The organism is Pseudomonas sp. MN1F (genome assembly GCF_009391885.1).
Classification (GTDB): domain Bacteria; phylum Pseudomonadota; class Gammaproteobacteria; order Pseudomonadales; family Pseudomonadaceae; genus Aquipseudomonas.
This window is the reverse complement of record NZ_VZII01000008.1, coordinates 20,494-42,873: the sequence shown is the minus strand read 5'-3', so window position 1 is coordinate 42,873 and position 22,380 is coordinate 20,494. Positions and strand designations below refer to the sequence as shown.

General features: G+C 65.4%; 17 protein-coding genes. 2 read left to right on the top strand and 15 right to left on the bottom strand.

Translation table 11 applies throughout. The features are described from left to right. Positions 1-21 precede the first annotated feature (21 nt). Positions 22-381, bottom strand: a complete 360-nt coding sequence (locus F6X59_RS04760; RefSeq protein WP_152954937.1) for a RidA family protein — start codon at positions 379-381, stop codon at positions 22-24. A 140-nt stretch (positions 382-521) separates the two neighbouring features. On the opposite strand from F6X59_RS04760, the gene F6X59_RS04755 reads away from it, so the two are divergent. After that, complete coding sequence (locus tag F6X59_RS04755; RefSeq protein ID WP_152954936.1) at positions 522-1,217, top strand: tRNA (adenine(22)-N(1))-methyltransferase TrmK; 696 nt, start codon at positions 522-524, stop codon at positions 1,215-1,217. Position 1,218: 1 nt separating this feature from the next. On the opposite strand, the gene F6X59_RS04750 is transcribed toward F6X59_RS04755, so the two are convergent. After that, positions 1,219-1,479, bottom strand: coding sequence for a DUF2790 domain-containing protein (locus F6X59_RS04750; RefSeq protein WP_152954935.1), 261 nt, complete (start codon positions 1,477-1,479; stop codon positions 1,219-1,221). Positions 1,480-1,602: 123 nt separating this feature from the next. On the opposite strand from F6X59_RS04750, the gene F6X59_RS04745 reads away from it, so the two are divergent. Continuing rightward, positions 1,603-2,535, top strand: coding sequence for a LysR family transcriptional regulator (locus tag F6X59_RS04745; protein WP_152954934.1), 933 nt, complete (start codon positions 1,603-1,605; stop codon positions 2,533-2,535). A 1-nt stretch (position 2,536) separates the two neighbouring features. On the opposite strand, the gene F6X59_RS04740 is transcribed toward F6X59_RS04745, so the two are convergent. The 13 genes from F6X59_RS04740 to F6X59_RS04680 form a co-directional block, all read right to left on the bottom strand. Then, positions 2,537-3,088, bottom strand: a complete 552-nt coding sequence (locus tag F6X59_RS04740; protein ID WP_152954933.1) for a YbhB/YbcL family Raf kinase inhibitor-like protein — start codon at positions 3,086-3,088, stop codon at positions 2,537-2,539. A gap of 48 nt (positions 3,089-3,136) precedes the next feature. Next, complete coding sequence (locus F6X59_RS04735) at positions 3,137-3,442, bottom strand: hypothetical protein (protein ID WP_152954932.1); 306 nt, start codon at positions 3,440-3,442, stop codon at positions 3,137-3,139. A gap of 112 nt (positions 3,443-3,554) precedes the next feature. Further along, positions 3,555-4,853, bottom strand: a complete 1,299-nt coding sequence (locus F6X59_RS04730; protein ID WP_152954931.1) for an MFS transporter — start codon at positions 4,851-4,853, stop codon at positions 3,555-3,557. A gap of 321 nt (positions 4,854-5,174) precedes the next feature. Further along, complete coding sequence (locus F6X59_RS04725) at positions 5,175-5,807, bottom strand: hypothetical protein (RefSeq protein WP_152954930.1); 633 nt, start codon at positions 5,805-5,807, stop codon at positions 5,175-5,177. Between the two features lie 114 nt (positions 5,808-5,921). Further along, the gene (locus F6X59_RS04720; RefSeq protein WP_152954929.1) at positions 5,922-7,064 is read right to left on the bottom strand and encodes an HlyD family secretion protein; all 1,143 of its coding nucleotides are present in this window, start codon (positions 7,062-7,064) and stop codon (positions 5,922-5,924) included. After that, positions 7,061-8,710 carry an MFS transporter gene (locus F6X59_RS04715; RefSeq protein WP_152954928.1) on the bottom strand — a complete coding sequence of 550 codons (1,650 nt, stop codon included), beginning with the start codon at positions 8,708-8,710 and terminating at the stop codon, positions 7,061-7,063. The genes F6X59_RS04720 and F6X59_RS04715 overlap by 4 nt, the downstream gene beginning before the upstream one ends. Positions 8,711-8,798: 88 nt before the next feature. Further along, positions 8,799-10,553 carry an L-lactate permease gene (locus F6X59_RS04710; protein ID WP_152954927.1) on the bottom strand — a complete coding sequence of 585 codons (1,755 nt, stop codon included), beginning with the start codon at positions 10,551-10,553 and terminating at the stop codon, positions 8,799-8,801. 182 nt (positions 10,554-10,735) lie between these two features. After that, complete coding sequence (uvrA, locus tag F6X59_RS04705) at positions 10,736-13,243, bottom strand: excinuclease ABC subunit UvrA (RefSeq protein ID WP_152954926.1); 2,508 nt, start codon at positions 13,241-13,243, stop codon at positions 10,736-10,738. Between the two features lie 88 nt (positions 13,244-13,331). After that, the gene (tssA, locus tag F6X59_RS04700) at positions 13,332-14,429 is read right to left on the bottom strand and encodes a type VI secretion system protein TssA (protein ID WP_152954925.1); all 1,098 of its coding nucleotides are present in this window, start codon (positions 14,427-14,429) and stop codon (positions 13,332-13,334) included. Positions 14,430-14,522: 93 nt separating this feature from the next. Beyond that, positions 14,523-15,041, bottom strand: coding sequence for a type VI secretion system tube protein Hcp (locus F6X59_RS04695; RefSeq protein WP_085679560.1), 519 nt, complete (start codon positions 15,039-15,041; stop codon positions 14,523-14,525). Between the two features lie 144 nt (positions 15,042-15,185). Then, a complete protein-coding gene (gene tssM / locus F6X59_RS04690) occupies positions 15,186-17,678 on the bottom strand; it encodes a type VI secretion system membrane subunit TssM (RefSeq protein ID WP_152954924.1) in 2,493 nt (830 codons plus the stop codon). Then, entirely contained in the window at positions 17,675-18,583 is a 909-nt protein-coding gene (gene tagF / locus F6X59_RS04685) for a type VI secretion system-associated protein TagF (RefSeq protein WP_152954923.1), read from the bottom strand. The genes tssM and tagF overlap by 4 nt, the downstream gene beginning before the upstream one ends. Further along, on the bottom strand, positions 18,580-22,380 hold the full coding sequence (locus tag F6X59_RS04680) for a type VI secretion protein IcmF/TssM N-terminal domain-containing protein (RefSeq protein WP_152954922.1): 3,801 nt from the start codon (positions 22,378-22,380) through the stop codon (positions 18,580-18,582). The genes tagF and F6X59_RS04680 overlap by 4 nt, the downstream gene beginning before the upstream one ends.

The window sequence follows — 22,380 nt, the reverse complement described above, 5'->3', positions numbered from 1 at the left end:
GCGGAGCCGGTAAAACGGTAATCAGCGTTTGGCGGCCATGGCGGTCACTTCGACGCGCATCTCTGGGTAGGCAAGTGCCGCCACACCCACGGCGGCACGTACCGGCCACGGCTTGCTGAAGAAGCGCTGGTACACCTCGTTGAAAGCAGGGCGGTCGGCCATGTCGGTCAGGTAGATGGTCAGGTGCATGACCCGGTCCATGCCGCTGCCGGCCTTTTCCAGGGCATCTTTAAGCGCCTGCAGGGTGCTCTCGCTCTGGCCGGTGATGTCGGCATCGAGATCGGCGGGGATCTGCGTAGTGACGAGGATACCGTTGTACTCAGCGACGTCGGAGGAAATGGACTCGGCGTCGGAATCCGGTGTGTAGATAAGATCTGCCATGGGGGTTCGCCTTGCAACGGAAGGAAAGCGGCAAGCCTACGCGAGCCTGCAGCAAGGGTCGAGCCGGTGGGCGCTTATGCATTGAAATACCGCGCCCCGACCGTCAGAATCGCCGCCGATTGTCGAGCAAGGGGCTGGAGTTGAACGAACAGACATTATCGATGCGCCTGGAGCGTGTGGCGGCGCATGTGCCGCAGGGCGCGCGGCTGGCCGATATCGGCTCGGACCACGGTTACCTGCCGGTGGCACTGGCGCTGCGTGGCGTGATCGAAGCCGGGGTGGCTGGCGAGGTGGCGCAGACGCCCTACGCCTCGGCCCAGCGCAACGTGCGCCGCAATGGCCTGACGGAAACCGTCACTGTGCGCCTGGCCGATGGCCTGGAGGCCATCGAGGCCAACGACCGCATCACCGCCATCAGCCTGTGCGGCATGGGTGGCAAGACCATGTGCGAGATTCTCGAGCGTGGCAAGGCACGCCTGAACGGCACCGAGCGCCTGATCCTGCAGCCCAATGGCGATGAGCGCGAGCTGCGTGGCTGGCTGATGGAAAACGGCTACCGGATCGTCAACGAAGAGCTGCTGCGGGAAAACCGTTTCGACTACGAGATCATCGTCGCCGAACCCGCCGAGGTGGTGGCCTACAGTGCCGAAGAGCTGTATTTCGGCCCGGTGCTGATGCGTGAGAAGAGCCCGGCGTTCCTGACCAAGTGGCAGCGCATGCTGCGGCAGAAACAGCAGAGCCTGGCCAACTTCGAGCGTGCCCGCGATGCCATCCCGCAGGAAAAACTGCGTGACTTCGCCCGGCAGATTGGCTGGATAAACAAGGTGCTGGGCTGACTCACTGCTGCGAGCAGTTACCCATTTCGCGGTAGTCGATTTCGCGTTTCTGGCCCTGGTGGTCGACGTACACCATGTGCGCGGTACCGACCTGGCAGTCGGCGGCGTTGCTGGCTGGGGTGATCGAGATGACCTTGGCCACATCCAGTGGCATGCCGTACTCATAGTTGCTGGCGGCGGGCTGTTTGGCCGAGGCATCGGCGAAGGCGCCGAACGAGGCCAGGGCGGCAGACAGGGCGACAAAGGCAATCGAACGTTTCATGGCAGGCTCCTTTTCAATGTTTTACCAATGATGTATTCATTGGTGATCCTCAATAAATGGGCTAAATCGTGATAGATTCCTGCCTGGAACGTACGAATCTGATCGATCAAGGAGCCAGTCCCCATGGACATGCTGCACGCCATGCGCACGTTTGCCCGGGTGGTGGAGTGCGGCAGTTTCGCCGCTGCCGCCAATGCCCTCGACATTTCCGCAGCGCAGGTGTCGCGGATCGTCGCCGAGCTTGAGAACCAGCTGCAGACCCGCCTGCTGCACCGCACCACCCGGCGTTTGCGGATGAGCGAGGCGGGCGAGCGTTTTCTGGAGCGGGCGCGGCAGATCATGGCGCTGACCGACGAGGCCATGGACGAAGCACGCGGCGCCCACCTCACCCCGCGAGGCCGCCTGCGCCTGCATTGCCCGCATGGCCTGGGCCTGTTGCTGATGCCGCTGGTGGCCGGCTACAACGCCCTGTGCCCGGAAGTGGCCATCGAGCTGACGCTGTCCCAGCGCAACCCCGACCCCCTGGCCGAGGGCCACGACGTGGTGATCACCGTGGACGAGGCCTTGCCCGATTCGCAGCTGATTGCCGTGCCGTTGGGTACCATTTTCAGCATCCCCTGCGCGGCGCCCAGCTACCTTGAAACCCATGGTGTACCCGAGCGGCCGCAAGACCTGCACGAGCACCGCTGCCTGCGCATGGCCTATCCGATGCATGAAGGCGACTGGGTATTCCCTCAGGGCGTCGACCACTGCGTGATCGCCCCGCGCGACAGCTTCCTGACCAACGTCGCCGACGCCATGCTGGTGGCCAGCGAACTGGGCATGGGCATTGGCCTGTTGCCGTTCTACACCGCCAGCCAGGCCATCGAGCAGGGGCGCCTGCGGCGGTTGCTGGCGCCGTACCGGCTACGTGAGAATGCGCTGTATGCGATCTACCCGTCGCGGCATTACCTCGATGCCAAGGTGCGGACCTGGATCGACTATCTGAAGGAGCAGCTGCCGGGGGTGTTTGCCAGCCATGAGCGGATTGTCGACGATTCGCAGTTCTGGCGTTGAGTCAGTGGCCGTAACGGCCGACCAGGCTCTGCGCACCTAGCGCATGGTCTTTGAGCAGCGCCATCAAGCCGCCGCGATCCAGCTCCGGCGGCAAGGTGCCCAGCGGCAGGTCGGTGGCAATCAGGGTCAGCGCATAGTGGTGCGGCTTGTCCCCGGCGGGCGGGCAAGGGCCGCGATAGGTCATGGTCCCGTGCGAATTGCGCCCGACGATCAGCGCCTGGCTGGTCTGCCAACCTGCGCCTTCCTCCAGCCCGTCGAGCGCCGGGTCTATGTCGTAGGCGAGCCAATGCACCACGCCCACGCCCTTGCCGCCGTCCGGGTCGAACATCACCAAGGCCAGCGACTGCGTGCCATAGGGCAGGTTCTTCCAGCTCAACTGCGGCGTGCGCCCCTCACCGGCTCCACAGGCCGGATCCGGCCCAACCTGCTGCAGGCCGATGACACCGCCATCGGTGAACGACGACGAGCTGATCGACAGTGCGGCAGAATCGCCGCCGGCAGCCAGGGCAGTGCAGGGCAGCAAGGCGGCGAGCAGCCAGGGTTTGAGGCGCATGGCAATTCCTCGAGAGGGCTTTGCGCCGCAGTGTAGACCAGCTGCCGATCAGCGGCTGTCCTGGTCTTCGGCGGTGCCGCCGGTGTACCCGGCGCCGGAGCCTGTGGCTTCACCGGTGCTGTTGGAACCACCGGCCGCGCCATCGGCAGCGTCCGAGTTGCTGCCGGTGTCGCTGCTGTCATTGTCCTGGCTGCTGCCCGGGCTGTTGACGCTGCTGCCTTCACCGGCGGTCTTGCCACCTTGTTGGTCGGTTTGCGGTTGACTGTCGGTGTTGCTGGCATCGCTGGCAGCGTAGCCGGTAGTGGAGGCGATACCCAAGGCGAGGGCAAGCAACAGCGATTGAATGCGGATCATGGCAAAGTCTCCTGAGAGGATGATCTGTCATTGGTTGGGCTGGCGCAGGGCACTGGGGTGCCCGATGGGCGACGGGCGGTCATGAAAAAGGCCGCAATCGCGGCCCCTTCATTTACTTGGCTTGTGCTTGCGCTGGCGGTGCAGCGGCTGCCACCGGTTCCAGCGGCGGGTGTTCCTGCGCCGCATGCATCAGGTCTTCGGTCACCCGCAGCTCCGCACCGGTCGGCGAGAAGGTGGTCGACGCCGTGAACGGTGCCGGGTGCTCCGCTGCCGGGCGCTTGCCGCGACGCCAGAGGAAGAAGCAGACCATGCCCAGATTGACCACGGCAAAGGCCCAGAACAGCCCCACTTCGCCGAATTCGGTCATCGCCGGCGAGATGGCCAGCGGTGCCATGGCCGAGCCCAGCGAGTTGATCAGCAGCAGGCCCTGGATCATCGGCACCAGGGCATCGGATGGCGCGCGGTCGGCAGCATGGCTGACCGCCACCGGGTACAGCGCGAACACGCCGCCACCGAGCAGGAACAGCATGGCCGGCAGCAGGGCCGAATCGAAAGGCAGGAACACCGTGATCAGCGACAGCACCATGCACAGCGCAGCCAGGGCGATCAGCACATCCTGGCGGTCCTTGCGGTCGGACCAGCGCCCCACCGGGTATTGCAGCAGCATGGCGCCGAGGATCACCCAGGCCATCATGTTGCCGACTTGGCCGACATCCAGGCCGATGCGTTGCAGGTACAGCGGCAGCAGCGCGTAGATGCCGGCAATGATCACACCGGAGCCGAAGCAGCCGACCAGCCCCGACGGCGCCACGCCCAGCAGTTGCCGCGGCTTGAGCGGTTCGACCTGGTCCAGCAGCGGCGACACCCGCGGCAGGATCACGATCGGCAGTGCCGACAATGCGGCGAGCATGCCGGCCAGCATGAACGGGGCACTGTCGCCCAGCTGGGTGATCACGCCAAGGCCGGCCTGGGCGATCACGCCGGCGCCGTAGAAGGTGATCATGTACAGCGCCAGCAGGCGCCCGCGGATCTTCGCGTCACCGGCCAGCAGCAGCCAGCTTTCGATCACCAGGAATACGCCGACGGCCGCCCAGCCATTGATCAGGCGCAGCACCGACCACCAGGTGGCGTCGTAGAACAGCCCCTGCAGCAGGATGGTCGCGGCGATCAGCGAGGCGAAGCTGGTGTAGGCGCGGATATGGCCAATGCGCAGGATCAGCCGGTCGTTGAAGATGGCGCCGAGGGTCAGGCCGATGAAGTAGGTCGACGAAACGATACCGATGGTCGTTGCCGATTCGCCGGCAGCGTCCAGGCGCAGGGTGGTAAGGGAAGACATGAAACCGTTGCCCAGGGCAATGATGAACAGCCCGAGCAGGGGCGCCAGCGCCATGGCCAGCAAACGCGCAGACATACATACCTCAAGTTGGTGTGGCGATTGAAGGAATGCCTCTTCGAACGCGCACGCCAAACGGACCCATCAAGGGCCGAAGAAAATGCACGGATGTGCCTGGGCTGGATGCGACCTGGGCAAGACTCAACCGCTGGCCCTTGATAAACCGGGCCGGGCGGGTGGGTTGAGCCTATTTCACATGGGCGTCATGTGTTCAGGCCTGGACTCTGTCGTTGCTGCCGGTTGCCACCGTTCAAGGCGACGGGCGAAAAGGAAGCGCGATTCTACGGCTTGCGACCGATTTGCCCAAGGGGCCAGGGCCTGCGACGAGACGACGCAGGGCTATTGGTCGAACAGCCGTTCGTGCACCCAACCCTGGTTGGTCAGTACCATCACCCGCTTTTCCCGGGCCGGTGTTTCATGGGTCGCCACTGCATTGCCCAGGTCACGGATATTGGCCCTGACCTGGTCATTCGCCGCCCAGTCTGGCAGCCCGGTGATCTTGTAGGCATAGGTCACATCGGAAACGGTGCGCCCCATCATCAGGCCCGGCTCGCTGAACTGCTCGATCGCCGTCACCTCGGCCTTGCCGAAACACAGCCCGCCGCGGGTCTGGCCGTTGAGCATCTTCTGGGCACCCGCCTTGTAGTACTTGCGACCTTCATCGGTGAGGTCGTAGGCGTAGTAGATATCGGTGCGGGCCGGCTGCCACAGGCGCTCCGGCACTTCGACGCGGGAGATTTCCTTCTCGCTGACGATGCCGACCCTGGCCAGGGCATGCAGCGCCTTGTTGGTGCCGGTGACGTCGAAGTCCTGGGTCTTGGTGGGGAAGTCGGTGACCACGAAGCAATGCGGATACTGCGTGTCGAGGTAGGCCTGGGCCGCCTTGTGGAAATTGGCCTCGCTGGCGTCCTTGGTGTCCGAGCAGCCGGCCAAGGTGGCCAGCAGCGCCAACGGTACGATCGTCCTGTACATGATCAAGCGTCCTTGGATTGCGAAGATAAACCGGTGCGCGGGCATTAAAACCCACGGCCTAGAGCGGCGCAATCGTGGCAGTACGGCATCTGGACAGGGTTCACATAGCGGCGGTCAATGATGCCCTTGCGGCTCCCGGGTATCGATGCTGACCACCACCGACATCCCCGGGCGCAAGCGCGCCGCGTCGGGCTGATCGGGGTCGACGGTGATGCGCACCGGGATGCGCTGGGCAATCTTCACGAAGTTGCCCGTGGCATTGTCAGCCTGCAACAGGGCGAATTCGGAGCCGGTGGCCGGCGAGATCTGCTGCACATGGCCATACAGCTTGAGGTGGTTCAAGGCATCGACGGTGAAGGTCACCGGCTGGCCGATGCGCACGTCGGCCATCTGGGTTTCCTTCATGTTGGCGATCACCCACAGGGTGTCGGGCACTAGCGCCATCAGTTGCGCGCCCGAGTTGACGTAGGCGCCCAGGCGCGTGCCGATCTGCCCCAGTTGGCCGTCACGCGGGGCGGTGACGCGGGTGTTGTCGAGGTCGATGCGGGCCAGCTCGACGGCGGCCTTGGCGTTCGCCACCGAAGCCTCCAGCGAGGCGCGGTTGACGATCACCGTTTCGCGGTCCTGGCGGGCGATTTCCAGTGCGGCCCTGGCCTGGGCCAGGCTGGCGACAGCAGCGGCCTCGCTGGCGCGGGCCAGGTCCAGCGAGCTGCGCGACACCGAACCATCGCTGACCAGCGCCTGGTTGCGGCTAAGGTCGGCCTTGGCCTTGGTCGCCTGGGCCGAGGCATCGCCGATCGCCGCCTGGCGCTGGGCGATGGTGGCTTCGGCGCTGTTGCGCTGCTGCAGGTTGTTGGCCAGCGCCGCTTGCTGCTGTTGCAGCTGGGCGACGGCCTGGGCCAGGCGTTGCGTGTAGATGCGGTCGTCCAGCTGCACCAGCAGGTCGCCGGCCTTGACGAACTGGAAGTCATGCACCGGCACGTCGACGATGTAACCGCTCAGCTGTGGGCCGATGATCGTTACCTGGCCGCGCACCAGGGCATTTTCGGTGCTTTCGATGGCGCTGCTGAATGGCGGCAGGTTCCAGGCATAGAGCACCAGCAGGATGCCGGCCAGGGCCACACAGGCGAAGCTGATCGAGGACAGGATGCGCACCCGCCGCGTGCGCACCGGGCTGGTCGGTTCGCTGGGCGGCGTGCTGCCTTCCGGGGTTTCGGCGATGGCGGTGGTGGTCGTGGTGCGGGTTTCTTCGGTCATCGGTTGGCAGTACCGCTGGTGGAGTCGGATGAAGCAGCCTGGCGGGCGACATACCACAGCCAGGAGCCGCGAAGGGTAATCCAGATCATGGTCAGCACGGCGATGCTGCCGATCAGCACGAACACGTCGTTGTAGGCCATCACGTTGGCCTCGCGGGTGGCGGCGCTGGCCAATACGCGCAGGCCGGCCTCGCTGCGCAGCGCCGGGTCGGCGAGGATCCCGGCGTAACCGGAGCCGCCGCTTTGCACGCGGGCGTTGACCAGCGGTTCGAGGTAGCTGAGGCGGTCGATCAGGTGGCTGGAGTGGAACTTCTCGCGCCAGGTCTGGAAGGTGCCCAGCAGCGCCGCGCCGATCAGCCCGCCGAGGTTGTTGCAGATGCCGAACAGCACCGAGAAACTCACCAGGTTGCGCGGGTTGGCGCGCACGTGGCTGATGCCCAGGGCCATCGACGGGCCGAGGAAGAAGGTGCTGCCGAAAGCCAGCAGGAACTGGCTGAGGTACATCTGTGCCGGGCGTGTGAGGTTGCTCGAACTGCTGTCCATGAACGCCCCGGTAGCCATCGCCAGCAGCGAGATGAAAAGCGGTATCACCAGGTGCTTGGGGTCGATGGTCATTGCGCTGGTGGCAAGGCCCGCCACGGCGCCGAGCAGCATGATCCAGTACAGCGAGCGCATCTGTTCGCTGCCCATGTTCAGCACCTGCAGAAAGCCCACCGCACCGGTGGATTGCTCCGAGGTGACCATGCGGATCAGGATGACGCACAGGCCCAGGCGGATGATCGCGCCACTGCCCAGCCAGCGCGTCATCAGCAGCGGGTTCTGGCGGTTGTGCTCGATCGCCAGGCCGGTGAAGATCAAGGCGATCGAAGCGGCCAGGGCGACGCCGATCCACGGTGCCTCCAGCCACCAGTCGATACGCCCGAGTGACAGTGCGGCGCAGAGCAGGGCGACGCCGCTGGCCATCAAGGTGAAGGTAAGGAAATCCAGCGGTTCGAAGGTCTTGAAGCGGTCGCCGGGCGGCAGCTTGAGCAGCAGTACGCAGCCCAGCGCGGCCAGCGCCAGGCCCAGCTCGAACAGGTACAGGCCGCGCCATTCGGCGATCTGCAGCAGGTCCTCGGAGAAGATCCGTGCCAGTGGCAGGGCCAGTTGCGAGGCACCCAGGCCCAGCACCATGGCCTTGAGGCGCCAGCGCTCGGGGAACGCCTGGATCATGTAGTACAGGCCCAGCGAACTGAGCGCCGCGCCGACCATGCCATGGGCCGCGCGCACGGCGATGGCCGAGTTGAGGTCGTTGACCAGCAGGTGGGCGAAAGTGACCACGGCATACAGCACCAGGAACACCTCGGTGAAAGCGCGCAGGCCGAACTGCTGGCGGAACTTGACCAGCAGCAGGTTGATCGACACGTTGGTCATCACATAGGCCGCCGGCAACCAGGCCATCTCGGCGCTGGTCGCGCCCAGCGCGCCCTGCAGGAACACCAGGTTGGCGGTGACCAGTGCGTTACCCAGGCCGCCCGTAATCGCCACCAGCAGGCCGACCACGCCATACGCCAGGCGCTTGGCCGGCGTGTGCAGGGGCGTGGAAGGGGAGCCGGGGAGGCTGGGCTTCTCGTGCGGGAGCCACTGGCGCGGGGTGTATTTGTCCATGGGGCTGACTGTACTTCAGGGCCTGCGGCTTTGACACTGCCGCGCGCGCTTTTTGTGGGAGCGGCCTCGGGCCGCCCCCGCAAAAAATCTAGTGGCCCACCACCATGGCGGTGAACGGCGCCACATACGCCTGCAAGGTCACCAGGCAACCCACCAGCACCGCCAGCACGATCGAGTGGAAGAACACATAACGCAGAATCTCGCCCTCATGCCCATACCAGCGGGTTGCGGTGGAAGCCACGACAATCGACTGCGCATCGACCATCTTGCCCATCACCCCGCCCGAACTGTTGGCCGCCGCCATCAGCACCGGGCTCAGCCCCAGCTGCTCCGCCGTCACCCGCTGCAACCCGCCGAACAGCACGTTGGAGGCCGTGTCCGAACCGGTCAGCGCCACGCCTAGCCAGCCAAGCAGGGAGCCGAACATGGGGTAGAAGATGCCCGTGGCGGCAAATGCCAGGCCCATGGTCGCGTCCAGCCCCGAGTAGCGTGTGAGAAAGCCCAACGCCAGCATGGCGACAATGGTGATCAGCGAGTAGCGCACCACCCACAGCGTGCGTAAATACTGCCGCCCAAGCTCCAGAGGCGAGTAACCCATCAGCAGCCCGCCGAGGATGGCCGCGAGGAAGATGCCGCTGCCAGTGGCGGTGAACCAGGTGAACTTGTATTGGGCATCTTCTTTCTTCGGTGCGGGCACCACGGGCGGCACTTTCTCGATCTGCTGGTGGATCGAGTCGAAGGTGAACACCGGGGCAAACACCGGGTTGCCTTCACGCAGCGGCTTGCCCTGCGGGTCGAGCATCGCCGCGCCACTGGCCGGGTCGAGCGCCGGGCGGGTGTCGAACAGGTTCTTGAAGCCCGCCGTGCCCCAGGCGAACACGAACACGGTCAGGATGATCCATGGCAACCAGGCCTTGAACACACTGCGCTGGTCGCTCTGGGTAAAGGTGGCAGCGGTGCCGGCCTTGCCGTCGTCCTCGACCTTGGAGTCGTCCACCCGCCCGGTGAGCGCCGCCGAGGTGTGCACGGTGGCCGGCTTCCACACCCGCAGGAAGCCGGTCAGGCAGGCCATGGAGATCAGCGCGGCGATCACGTCCACCAGCATCGGCCCGTGGAAGTTCGACACCAGGAACTGCGGGACCGCGAACGTGACCCCGGCCACCAGGATCGCCGGCCACACTTCGAGCATCTTGCGCCAGCCGGCAAAGGCCCAGATCAGCCAGAACGGCACGATCACCGAAAAGAACGGCAGTTGCCGGCCGACCATCGCCGACAGCTCCATTTCATCCAGCCCGGTGACCTTGGCCAAGGTGATGATCGGCGTGCCGAGCGCGCCGAACGCCACCGGCGCAGTGTTGGCGATCAGCGCCAGCCCGGAAGCGGCCAGTGGCGAGAAGCCCAGGCCGATGAGGATCGCCCCGGTTACCGCCACTGGCGTACCGAAGCCCGCCGCGCCCTCGAAGAAGGCCCCGAAGCAGAAGGCGATCAGCAGCAGCTGCAGGCGGCGGTCGTCGGTGATGCGTGCCAGTGAGTCCTGCAGCACCTTGAACGAGCCGTTCTCGGTGGTCAGCCGGTGCAGGAAGATGATGTTGAGCACGATCCAGCCGATCGGCAGCAGGCCGTTGGCCGCGCCGTACAATGCCGCCGAGCCGGCCATGTTGGCCGGCATGCCGAAGGCAAAGATCGAGATCAGCAGCGCCGAGCCCAGGGCGAGCAGGGCGGCGATGTGCGCTTTGATATGGAAGAAGGCCAGCGCCGCCAGCATCACCACCACCGGTACGGCGGCCATCAGCGTGGAGAGCACGGGGCTTGCGAACGGATCGTAGATTTGCTGCCAGACCATTTGCCACCTCGGTTGTTGTTATGTGAGGTATTGCGATTTTTGGGCAGTCGGCACGCAAGATGCCAAGGAGAGTATAGGAAGGATTGTTTTACCTGCACCGGCCCTTCGCGGCTGAAGCCGCTCCTACAGGTAATGCAAATCCCTGTAGGAGCGGCTTCAGCCGCGAAGGGCCAGCACAGGCGCTACAAGGCCCGGGCAAGAAACTCGGCAGTACGACTGTCCCCACACCCAGCCACCACCTGCGGGGTACCACTGACCACCACCCGACCGCCAGCAGCCCCAGCCCCCGGCCCGATGTCGATCACCCAGTCACTCTGCGCCACCACGCGCATGTCATGCTCGACCACCACCACGCTGTGCCCGGCCTCGACCAACCGGTTGAGCTGCACCAGCAAGCGGTCGATATCCTGCGGATGCAGCCCGTTGGTAGGTTCGTCCAGCACATACAAGGTCGCGCCACGGGCCACCCGTTGCAGCTCGGTGGCCAGCTTGATCCGCTGCGCCTCGCCGCCGGAAAGTTCGGTAGCCGGCTGCCCCAGGCGCAGGTAGCCCAGGCCGATATCCTGCAGCACCTGCAGGCAACGCCGCGCCGCTGGCTGCTCGGCGAACACCTGTAGTGCCTGCTCGACTGTCAGTTGCAGCACCTGGGCGATGTTCATGCCCTGCCAGGTCACCGCCAGGGTCTCTGGGTTGTAACGAGCGCCGTGGCAGGTCGGGCAGGGCGCATAGACGCTGGGCATGAACAGCAGTTCGACGCTGACGAAGCCTTCTCCCTCGCAGTTCTCGCAGCGGCCCTTGGCCACGTTGAACGAGAAGCGCCCGGCATCGAAACTGCGGGCCTTGGCCTGTTCGGTGGCGGCGAACAGCTTGCGTACATGATCGAACAGCCCGGTGTAGGTTGCCAGGTTGGAGCGCGGCGTGCGGCCGATCGGCTTCTGGTCCACCTGCACCAGGCGCTTGATGCTGTCGAGCCCGGCGGTGACACGCCCGGCGCTGAACTGCTCGGGTTCATCTTCAAGGCTTTGCTCTTCAGCTTCGGCCTTTTGCTCGGCATGACCGAGGTGAGCGCCGACCAGCTCCAGCAGGGCCTGGCTGACCAGGCTTGACTTGCCCGAACCGGAAATGCCAGTGACCGACGTGAAGCAACCCAGCGGGAAACGGGTGCTGAGGTTGTCGAGGTTGTTGCGAGTGATGCCTTCCAGCGCCAGCCAGTCGTATGGCTGACGTGGCGTGCGCGCATGACGCTGCTGCTCGGCGAACAGGTAGGCGGCGGTGCGCGAGGCCTCGACCTGCGCCAAGCCGCTTGGTGGACCACTGTAGAGGACTTGCCCGCCGTGCTCGCCGGCAGCAGGGCCGACGTCCACCAACCAGTCGGCGCGGCGCATGGTATCCAGGTCGTGCTCCACCACGTACACCGAGTTGCCGGCCTGCTTGAGCCGCTGCAAGGCCTCGAACAGCGCTTCGCTGTCGGCCGGGTGCAGGCCGGCGGAAGGCTCGTCGAGCACGTAGATCACGCCGAACAGCTGCGAATTGAGCTGGGTGGCCAGGCGCAGCCGTTGCAGCTCGCCAAACGACAGGGTCGGTGTGCTGCGCTCCAGCGCCAGGTAGCCCAGGCCCAGGTCGATCAGGGTGTCGATGCGCTCCAGCAGTTCGTTGGCGATGCGTTGCGCGGCCAGGCGTTTTTCCAGGGTCAGGTTGTCGTCGTGCTGCTCCAGGTAACCTGGCGCTGCGACCTGGCGGAACACCTCGGCCAGCCCCTGCAACGGCAGCCGCGACAGCTCGCCGATGTCGCGGCCGGCGAAGGTCACCTCCAGCGCCGCACGTTTGAGCCGCTTGCCCTGGCACAGTGGGCACGGGCTGGGGCGCATGTATTGCGACACGCGCTTGCGCATCTGTGCGCTCTGCGAGTGCATGAAGGTATGCAGCACGTAGCGCCGGGCACCGCTGAAGGTGCCCTGATAGCTCGGTTCGAGCTTGCGCTTGAGCGCGGCGCGGGTCTGTGCCGGCGTGAGGCCGGCGTATACCGGCACGGTGGGGGTTTCTTCGGTGTAGAGAATCCAGTCGCGCTGTTCCTGGGGCAGCTCGCGCCAGGGAATATCGACGTCATAGCCCAAGGTCACCAGGATGTCGCGCAGGTTCTGCCCCTGCCAGGCCATCGGCCAGGCTGCCACGGCACGCTCGCGGATGGTCAGCGACGGGTCGGGGACCATGGTCGCCTCGGTCACCTCATAGACCCGCCCCAGCCCATGGCACTCCGGGCAGGCGCCTTGTGGGGTGTTGGGCGAGAAGTCCTCGGCGTACAGCATCGGCTGCCCGGCCGGGTAGCTGCCGGCGCGCGAGTAGAGCATGCGGATCGAGCTGGACAGGGTGGTGACGCTGCCCACCGACGAGCGCGCGCTGGGCGTGCCGCGCTGCTGCTGCAGGGCCACGGCCGGGGGCAGGCCTTCGATGGCATCGACGTCCGGCACGCCGACCTGGTCGATCAAGCGCCGGGCATAGGGGGCGACCGATTCGAAGTAGCGGCGCTGGGCTTCGGCGTAGAGGGTGGAGAAGGCCAGCGAGGACTTGCCCGAGCCGGACACGCCGGTGAACACCACCAGCGCGTCGCGGGGGATATCGACGTCGATGTTCTTGAGGTTGTGCTCGCGGGCGCCGCGGACGCGGATGAAGCCTGGGGGAGTGTGCGTCATGAGGCGGTCCTTGGCAGGGAAGAGTGCTCAAGGTAGCAGTATTTATGTGCTCTGTGCCCGCGAAGAGGCCCGCGAGCCTGGCGCAAGGTCAGGACCTTGGCTCGCGGGTACCCAGCACATCGCGGATGTTGTCGACCACGTTGCTGTCCTTGATCACATCGCTCAGCCAGCCTTCCAGCGGCATGTTGCCCCATTTGATGGCGCGTTCGATCAGGTACGGCACCGGGCTTTGCGGTTCGCTCTGCTTGAAGAACTGGGCGATGCCGGCGAGCATGGTGAAGGCCTCGTCGCGGGTCAGGGGTGTGGTGCGCATGGGCGCAGGCGCGGTGGCCTGGACGGGCGTGTTCATCGGTTCACCTGCTTCGCTGGAGGGGGCAACGGTGGCGACGGGTTCTGCTACCGGCACGGCCACCGGGTGCAGTTCGACGCCGCGGTCCTTGAGCAGTTTCTCGGCCAGCTGGCTGGCCCGCGACAGCATGTCGGCGAGGCTGGCAAAGCTTGGCGCTTCGTGGCCGAACAAACGGTCGGCACTGGCCTGCAGGCGGTTGCAGGCCTGCAGGCAGGCGGCAATCTGCAAGGCCTTGGCGCGCAGGTGTTCGGTATCGCTGAGGGCTACCGAACGCTGGAAGATCTCGGCGTTGATCTTGCCTTCGTTCAGTGCGGTCTGCATCGCCTTGGGGTTCTGCAAGGCGAGGTTTTCTACATGGCGTGATTCGTCATAGCGCAGCACGCCGAAATGCTGCCCTTGGGTAATGGGCAAGCCACCGGCAATGTCGGTGAGTGTGGTCTTGAGCCAGGAAAGGCGCGCGGCGCGCTCGTCCAGGCCGTCTTCGAGCGACGGGTAGACGCTGTCCCAGAACGTGTCGAGGATGCGTTCGGTCAGTTCCAGGCCGAAGCTGATGCCTTCGAAATGTTCGCGTTGGGCCAGGCCTTCGCTGAGCCAGGCGACCAGCATCAGGTCCTTGCTCTGTTTTGCCAGCCCCTCGGCCGCCAGCTGGATGACCTGTTCCCAGTCGGCGGTTTTCAGGTCGGTCTGCCAGTCGCCCTGGGTCAGGTAGTCAGGGTCTGCCCGGCGCGCCTCCTTGATCTGGTCGAACAAGGCAGAGAAGCTCAAGTCTTCGCCACTGCCACCGTCGATCGGTGCGGCCAGTTCGGCCAGCGATAGGTCGTTGAGGATTTCAGGCATAAAACACTCTGGTCAGGGGAGGGAGCAGCGTGCCGGCAAGCCGGCACGCTGTGGAACATGGGCCGCCTGCGCGGCCCATGGACAAGCAGTTGCTTAGGCGAACACTTTGTTCGCGGTGCGGTCCCAGCCACCGACGATGTTGCCGCCAGCCTGGCCGTCGGTGCGGTTCTGCTGGGTGTAGGTGGTCTTGATGCGGGCGAAGTTGAAGCTGATCTCTTCGATCGGCAGGTCGCTCACGGCCTTGTCTTCACCGCCCTGGTTGCCACCGGCGACGAACTTGACCGACGACACCACGACTTCTTCCATGTCGATGGTCAGGTAGGTGACCTTGTCGCCACCGGCACGGTTGACGTTCAGCTTCAGCTTGGCGATGTGCTTGCCGGTGCAGCAGTGTTCGAACAGCTTGGCCGAAGCCTTGTCGACTGCCTTGCGGATCTTGAAGTCGCTCAGGGCAACACGCTCGGAGGACGCACCGCCCGAGGAGCTGGCGGTCGCCGAGGTGGCCTGGGTGGCGCCGTACTCGTAGCCCAGCACTTCGATCCAGTCCTTGTGTTTTTCATCCAGTACTTCGCCTGGGATGCCGTCGATTTGGATATACGCGTCAAAAGCCATTGTGAAACTCTCCATTAACATCATTTGAAGGGCTGCTCATGCACCCCTTGGTTTTGACCTCGCCGCACACGTCGGCAGAGGTAGCTTGCCGCCCTCCGGGCCTCCTCCTGTGAGGCCCGGGTGGCCGGTTCTTGCGGCGCGGCCTCAGTTGAGCCCGCGCACTTCGATTTCCACCCTGCGGTTGGGCTCCAGGCACTTGATCAGCTGCGCCCGAGGTTGCTGCAGGTCGCAGTTGACCAGCGGCTTGCGGCTGCCTTCGCCCTGGGCGACCACCAGTTCGGCGGGCACGCCCTTGCCGACCAGGTAGGTGCGGATGGTCTGCGCCCGCTGTTTCGATACCTGCAGGTTGCCCTGGCTGTCGCCGAGCTGGTCGGCGTGACCGGAGATGACGATCTTGCCGATGTTGGGCGTGTTCAGCAGTTTGCTGGCGATCGCGCTCAGCTGGTTCTGGCCTTCGTTCTTCAGGCTCTGGAAGTCGGCGCGACCGAAGGCGAACAGCGTGTCGGACTCCAGCGTGATGGTCTCGATCGCGCGCAGCGACTGGGCCCGCAGGCTGTCGATGTAGTTGCGCGAACTGGACATCAGGAACGCGTTGTCGAGGATGCGTGGCACGTCCGGTTCACGGATCTGGTCGCTGTAGAAGGTGATCTGGCGGCTGGCGTACAGGTAGTCCTGGTTGCCGCCTTCGCTGCTGGCCGCCGCCATGCTCTTGCCGGTCTGGCGGGCGATGGCCGGGTACCAGTAGTCCGGCAGGCGCGCCTTGAGGAAGGCCGGATCGGCTTTCTCGCGCTGGGCCGGCGACAGCATCACGTAAGTGTCCAGGGTCGCCTTGCCGAAGTCGGCGATCGACTGGGCGCGGTTGTCATGGGGCAGGGCTTCGGCCTGGACGCTGTCGACGCCGCTCACCGGCTGCAGCTCACGGGCGTTGCGCTGGTAGACCTTGAGCGTGGTCAGCAGGTACAGGGTGCGGGTCAGGTTGTCGGCCGTGGGCTTGAGCATCACGTTCTGCAGGGTGGCGAAGTAGCGTGTGCGCAACATCGGCTCAACCTCGTGGCCTTGGTAGAGGCCCAGGCGCATGCCCAGTGGCACGCCCTGTTCGTGGTGCTGCTGGTAGTAGTGCGCCGTCCAGAAGCGCAGGCGGTCGAGGCTGCGCCAGGCGGTGTACTGGCCGCTGGCGTTCTTGTCTTCGGCCTTGGCCTGGGCCAGTTCGGTGGAGATGCTGGCCAACGTGGCGCGGTTGTTCAGGTACGACCAGCCCCACAGGCTGCACAGCACCAGCCCCGCCAGGCTGGCAGCGCCCACCCAGGCAGCCTTGCGCCGGCGCTCGCGATGGTTGCTGGTGTACAGCGCCACCAGATGCTGGTCGGGGATGATCACCTTGCGGAACAGGCTGTTGATGAACAGTGGCGCGGGGTGGCTGCCAGTACCGGCGGCGTCTGCGTCATGTTCCAGGGCGAAACGCTCGGCCACATGCTGGCCGTGGCTACCCCATTGGGCTTCGTCAGCCTCCAGCGCGGCAGTGAAATAGAAGCCACGGAGCATTTGCGCATTCTGGTAAGGGTTGGCTCGCAGCAGGCTGTCGACGAACTGTTGCAGGCGCGGCTTGAGCGCCGCCAGCTCCAGCGGGAAGCGGTAGGCGGCATCGTTCTGCCGGGTCACCTGGATGTCCTGTTGCACCAGCTGCTGGCTCGCCACGTGCTGCCAGTAGCCGGTCAGCTCGTCCATCGCCTTGCCGAAGCGCTGGCCCCAGTCGGCCTGCTCGTAGCCCTTGTGCGAGAAGGTCTTGCCCATCACCTCGCCGCGTGCGGTATCGTCCAGCTGGCGGTAGAACGGGGTGAAGCCGGGTATCAGGTCGCACTTGGTGAACACCAGGTAGATCGGCAGGCGCACTTCCAGCAACGCGCAGCTTTCCTGGATGCGCTCGCGCAGGCGTTTGGCCACGCGCTCCTGGTCTTCGGCCGAACCGTGCAAGATGTCGGCGATGCTGACGCTGACGATCAGGCCATTGAGCGGGCGGCGTTGGCGATGTTGACGCAGCAGTTGCAGGAAGCCGCGCCACTTGCCGGCTTCTTCGGGGCTGTTCATGTAACGCCCGGCGGTGTCCAGCAGTACCGCTTCGGAGCTGAAGAACCAGTCGCAATTACGCGTGCCGCCCAGGCCCGAGACCCGTGCGCCTTCGCGTTCGGCATAGGGGAAGTTCAGGCCCGATTGCAGGATCATGGTGCTTTTGCCTGCCGCCGGCTGGCCGATCACCAGGTACCAGGGCAGGGCGTACAGCGCATCCTTGGCGCTGCTGCCACGCGGCTTGTTGCTGTGCAGGCGCTCGATGCTCTGCAGCAGGCGCTCGCGCAGCAGGCTGATTTCCTCTCGGTCGGCCGGGGTGGCGTTGAGCACGGCCTGGTCGGCGTCGTCACGCAGCAGCCCTTCGAGGTTGTGGTGCTGGCCGGCCCCCCGGTACAGCAGCAGTACATAGCCTGCCGACAGCAGCAGGAACACGCCGATACCTGCCAGCAGGCTGTGCAGCGAAGCGAAGCCCAGGGCGCGGCCGATGGCCCAGACCAGGAAGATCCCGAGGAAGAATGCGACCCCCAGCAGGTAGGGTTGGTAACGCAGGCAGTAGTACTTGATCTTGTTCATACAGGCGTCGCATCCGGCGCATCGACGAACTGGTCGATGACGTGTTCAAGAGGTCGGTCGTAGTCGTATTGGCGCGGCGCCGCCGTCAGCGGGCCGAGCAGCGCCAGGTGCTGATGCGGGGCGGCGCAGCCGCTGAGCAGGCGATACGCGCTGCTGGCGTGGCGCGACGGGAAGCAGTACAGCCGCGGGTGCATGAAGTCGTCGGCCAGCAGGCTTGCCGCCGGCATGCTCGGGTGCCCGCTCATGCGTGTCAGCCAGGTCAGCCAGAGGTCGGCCGTGGGGTTTTTCAGGCCGCGTTCGGCCGGCAGCGGTAGTTCGATGCCGCCATCGAAGTCGCCGTGCAGCGTGGCCCGGCTGGCCTGTAGCCGCGCCAGCGCAGTGGCACTGTCGAAGCTTGGCCAGGAGCCCTGCAGGGCACGGGCGACATCGGCAAAGCTGTAGTCGTGGAGGAACTTGGCGTGCACCCGGCGGAACAGGTCGAGGTCCTGGGCCTGCAACGGGCGCAGGGCCTTGATCCGTTCGAACAGGCTGGTGCGGTCGGCGCCTTGCACCGCCTGGTGCAGCAACGGCTTGATCTGCGCGCTGAACAGCTCACCGAGGGTGAACGGGTTGAGCAGCGCTGCACCTTCCTCGCCCTTGAGCAGCTGGAAGATGAAGAACGGGTAGCGCCGCTGGCTGGCGTCACGCGAGCTGAGCAGGCCACCAAGCAGCCAGTTGCCATTGCGCGCACGGTAATTGAAGAAACACATCGGCAATGCGTCGAACAACGCCTGCCAGTCTTCGCGGTGGCGCATGGCCGCCAGTGAAGACTGCAGCCAGGCGTCGAACTCGCAGACCTCTTCCGCCGCGCCATGCAGGCTGACGAAGTCCGCGCTCGACGGCAACTTGCCGAAGCAACCGATCATTGCGCGCCCCTGCCGTTGAGGGCGCTGAGCGCCTTGACGTCACCCAGGTCGGTCAGCTTGACCCCACCGAAGTTGCGCACCACCAGGCTCACGCGGCCGTTGGCGGTGTTCCAGCTGAAGCGCTGCTGGATACCGTCGAGGTCCTCGACCCGGGCGCTTTCGTTCATGCGCAGCAGGCCCCAGCGCCCCGGGAAGTCGAACACGGTGACCCGTGCGCCGCTCAGGGTGACCACGTCCAGGCGAGCGCCCGGGGCATTGCTGGTGCCTGGCCAGGCGAAGCGGTTCCAGCTGCTGCGGCCGTTGCGGTAGTGCTGCTCCTGGCCATCGAGGGTGAACACGATGTCGGTGAAGTTGGCCGAAGGTTCCAGCATGATCTCGAAGCCGTTGTCACGGTCCGACAGGCTGGCGATCACCTGGCCTACGGAGCTGGCCTTGTCGATGCTGTTGAGCATGCCCGGGTTGACCAGCGCCGGCCCCTTGCCGTCGCCAGCCCCCAGGCCCTCACCGCCGGCCAGGTTGCCGATTTCGTTGCGCTTGAAGGCCGGCAGCAGGCCGCTGTCGGGGTCGACGAAGCGCTGCAGGTCTTTCACCGAAGCTTCGTTGCGGCTGCCGCCAGCAATCGGGTAGCGGTGCGCCATGACCTGCTCCCACGGCTTGGCGATCTGCTGTGCCCAGGCCTTGGCGATTTGCTGGCCGGCCGGGTCGCGCAGGGTCGCCCAGGCGTATTGGATCGGCAGGCTGAACAGCCCCTGCAGCGAGCGCGACAGGCCGTCCTGGCTGGTGTCGACGCTGCTTTCCACGTAGTTGCGCACGGTGGTGACTTCGCTCGGCTGGCCTTCCAGGGTTTCGCTGATCAGCTGCTTGCTGCTCTTGCCGACATCCTGCGAGCGCTGGATGTTGTTCATGCGCACCTTGAGCTTGCGCAGCGCCGCCAGGTAGCGGTCCATGATGGTGCTGTCGGCGCCTTCGGCGTTGTTCTCGGCAAACACTCGTGCCACCGGTTCGAAACGCTTGGCCAGGCTACCGTCATCGACCGCCGGCAGGGCCGGAGCGACGCTCACGGGCAGGGCGTCCTGGTTGTCGAGCAGGCCGCTGACCTTGCTCCAGAAGCCGTCTTCGCGGGCAGCACCCGGGGTCGGGATGGCGTGCTTGAGCGGCAGGTCCCACTGGGTGTTGTCGTTGACCGCCGCCAGCAGGTTCTTCACTGGTGAATTCTGCACGTCGCTGAGCAGGCCCAGCTGCTCGGTGGCCGAAGCCAGGTCGGCGAAGTGGCGCACGCCGACGCTGCTGACCATCTTGTACCAGGCCTGGGTGTAGTCGCGCTTGTAGCGGGTCATGAACTCGCGGACGAAGTTGGCCTTCTGCACGATGGCATCGCCGCCTTCGCCGTCCAGCACCCAGTCCGACTCGTTGCGCAGGTTACCCGACACCAGCTTGATCAGCTCGGGCTTGACGAAGGTGTCCCAGCCCTGGCGGGTATAGATCGCCGGGACGCCAGCGGAGCCGTACAGCAAGGCGCGGCCCGGTTGCGGCACCAGGTCGTTGAGGCTCAGCGCCGGGAACTGGCGGCTCGACTCGAGCTGCAGGCGCAGGTATTCGCGATCGACCAGGGAGCTGGAGATCATGAACGACTTGAGGTTTTCCCGGGTTTCGTTGATCAGTTGCTCATTGCGTGGCAACGACGGTGCCTGGCCCTGTTCCAGCAGCTGCACATACAGCGGGGCGTTCTCGTCGATCACGCCGGCATCGGCCAAGGTGCCTTCACCTGCGGCGCTGGCCCAGGCCTGGGGCAGGCTGGCGGCGACGAAGGCGGCGTCCGGATGGGCCTGGGGTTCGGTCAGCAGCAGGTACAGCTTGAGGGTGTTGTAGGCATCGATGATCGACGCCACCTGTTGCTCGTCGAGGCGCCCGAGCATTTCCTCGGACAATGACAGGCCACCGGTGGTGGCCGACAGGTCGGCGGCATCGCTGGCGGTGGCCAGGTTGACTTTGGCGGCATAGCCACCCATGCGGGTATTGCTCAACGCAGCCTGAGCCTTGGCGGCAACAGCCGGTGCCAAAGGCTTGCCATTGCGCTTCTTCGGCGGCGCCGGGGTGAATTCCAGTTCCTGGTTGATGCTGCTGGCGAAGGTATTGAACGCGCGCATCTGTACTTGCAGGCTGCGGGCGATCGGCTCCAGCGCCTGGCTGCGCAGTTGTGCCAGGTAGGCGGTGCGGGTCACCTGGTGGATGGCCTCGCCGTGGTACAGGCCGGCACTCAGTTGCAACGGCACGCCCTGCAGGCGATGGGCCTCGACGGCGGCCATCTGTTCACGCAGCACTTCCAGGCCCTTGCCGGCAGCCAGTAGCTGCTCGCGGTCTTCTGCCTGCTCGATCTGCGCCAGTTGCCCGCGCAGGCTTTCCAGCCACTGGCGGTTGTTGGCGAACGACAACGCTTGCCAGCCGATGAACAGCACGCCAGTGGCAGCCGCCAGGCCCAGCAGCAGCGGGCTGAAGCCGGCCTGGCGGCCCATGCGCGACTGGAACAGGGTCAGGTCTCGGTCGGGGAAGATCACCCGGCGGAAGGTGTCGGTGATGAAGTAGCTGCGGTTGCCCGCGGCCTTGCCGGCGTTTGCGGTGCCGTCATCGTAGGCGGCTTTCAGGGCGAACTCGTCGGCGATGGCATCTTCGTAGACCTGCCCCAGCTGCTGGTCGGTCTGCAGTGCGCTGGTGAAGTACAGGCCGCGCAGCAGCAGCGGGGCGCCGCCGCGGTGGCCACGGGTGAAGTGTTCGAGGAACTGCTCGAGCACACCGCTGAGGGCAGCGAAGTACTGCGGGAAGTTCAGCAGGGTGCTGTCGGCCTCCGAGCCGAGGGCGATCATCTGCGCGTCGACGTGCTGGCGAACATGGCCCTGGAGGTTTTTCAGGCGCGTTTGCAGCACGGCATGCAGGCCATTGCTGCGGATTTCCGAGAGGCCGAAAGTCATGCCCAGTGGTTGCTGGCGCTCGTGCAGGTCTAGGCCGTCGAAGGCCTGGTTGAAGCCCGGCAGCTGGTCGGTCTTGCTCAGCATCAGATAGATCGGTGGGTTGGCGTCCAGGCAATCCGCGTACTCTACCACCCGCGCCACCAACTGGGCGGCCAGGGCGTTGCGATCTTCACTGTTGGCGGCCAGCAGCTCGGGCAGGCTGACCACCAGCACCAGGCCGTTGATCGCCGCCTTGCCGCGCTGCTTGCGCAGCATGCGCAGGAAGGCGGAAAACTCGCTGGCCGACTGGTCGTCGCGCAGGTAGCGGCCGGCGGTGTCGATCATCACCGCTTCAGGGCTGAAGTACCAGTCGCAGTGCTGAGTGCCGCTTTCGCTGTCGTTGGCCGTGGCGATGCTGGCCGAAAGGCCCGAATGGGTCAGCAGCGAGGTCTTGCCGGCAGCCGACATGCCAAGCACCAGGTACCACGGCAGGTCGGACAGCGCCGCCTTGCCGCCACCGCCGGCCGAGCGGTCGGTGCGCAACATGGCGATGGCGTGCTTGAGGCGTTCGCGCAGCACCTGCTGGTCACGGAATTCGCCGGTGGAATTCCACGAGCGGTCGACCTCGATCTGCAGCATGTTCTCGAGGTTGTGCTCGGCGCGAATGCGCTGGTACTGGCGCAGCACGATCACCAGCAAGAAGCAGGCGCTGATGATCGCCAGCGCTTCGGGCACGTGATGACGCAGCCACGGCAACAACGGCGCGGCCAGCCAGCAGATCAACAAGCTCGCCAGCCACAGCAGTGGCAGGAGAATCCAGAAACTTTTCAACAGACGCAGTAATGTTTTCAT

What these genes read in the sequence shown, in the direction of transcription:
- F6X59_RS04760 (WP_152954937.1), bottom strand. Translation starts at nt 381, where the DNA reads ATGGCAGATCTTATCTACACACCGGATTCCGACGCCGAGTCCATTTCC.
- F6X59_RS04750 (WP_152954935.1), bottom strand. Translation starts at nt 1,479, where the DNA reads ATGAAACGTTCGATTGCCTTTGTCGCCCTGTCTGCCGCCCTGGCCTCG.
- F6X59_RS04745 (WP_152954934.1), top strand. Translation starts at nt 1,603, where the DNA reads ATGGACATGCTGCACGCCATGCGCACGTTTGCCCGGGTGGTGGAGTGC.
- F6X59_RS04740 (WP_152954933.1), bottom strand. Translation starts at nt 3,088, where the DNA reads ATGCGCCTCAAACCCTGGCTGCTCGCCGCCTTGCTGCCCTGCACTGCC.
- F6X59_RS04735 (WP_152954932.1), bottom strand. Translation starts at nt 3,442, where the DNA reads ATGATCCGCATTCAATCGCTGTTGCTTGCCCTCGCCTTGGGTATCGCC.
- F6X59_RS04730 (WP_152954931.1), bottom strand. Translation starts at nt 4,853, where the DNA reads ATGTCTGCGCGTTTGCTGGCCATGGCGCTGGCGCCCCTGCTCGGGCTG.
- F6X59_RS04725 (WP_152954930.1), bottom strand. Translation starts at nt 5,807, where the DNA reads ATGTACAGGACGATCGTACCGTTGGCGCTGCTGGCCACCTTGGCCGGC.
- F6X59_RS04720 (WP_152954929.1), bottom strand. Translation starts at nt 7,064, where the DNA reads ATGACCGAAGAAACCCGCACCACGACCACCACCGCCATCGCCGAAACC.
- F6X59_RS04715 (WP_152954928.1), bottom strand. Translation starts at nt 8,710, where the DNA reads ATGGACAAATACACCCCGCGCCAGTGGCTCCCGCACGAGAAGCCCAGC.
- F6X59_RS04710 (WP_152954927.1), bottom strand. Translation starts at nt 10,553, where the DNA reads ATGGTCTGGCAGCAAATCTACGATCCGTTCGCAAGCCCCGTGCTCTCC.
- uvrA (WP_152954926.1), bottom strand. Translation starts at nt 13,243, where the DNA reads ATGACGCACACTCCCCCAGGCTTCATCCGCGTCCGCGGCGCCCGCGAG.
- tssA (WP_152954925.1), bottom strand. Translation starts at nt 14,429, where the DNA reads ATGCCTGAAATCCTCAACGACCTATCGCTGGCCGAACTGGCCGCACCG.
- F6X59_RS04695 (WP_085679560.1), bottom strand. Translation starts at nt 15,041, where the DNA reads ATGGCTTTTGACGCGTATATCCAAATCGACGGCATCCCAGGCGAAGTA.
- tssM (WP_152954924.1), bottom strand. Translation starts at nt 17,678, where the DNA reads ATGAACAAGATCAAGTACTACTGCCTGCGTTACCAACCCTACCTGCTG.
- tagF (WP_152954923.1), bottom strand. Translation starts at nt 18,583, where the DNA reads ATGATCGGTTGCTTCGGCAAGTTGCCGTCGAGCGCGGACTTCGTCAGC.
- F6X59_RS04680 (WP_152954922.1), bottom strand. Translation starts at nt 22,380, where the DNA reads ATGAAAACATTACTGCGTCTGTTGAAAAGTTTCTGGATTCTCCTGCCA.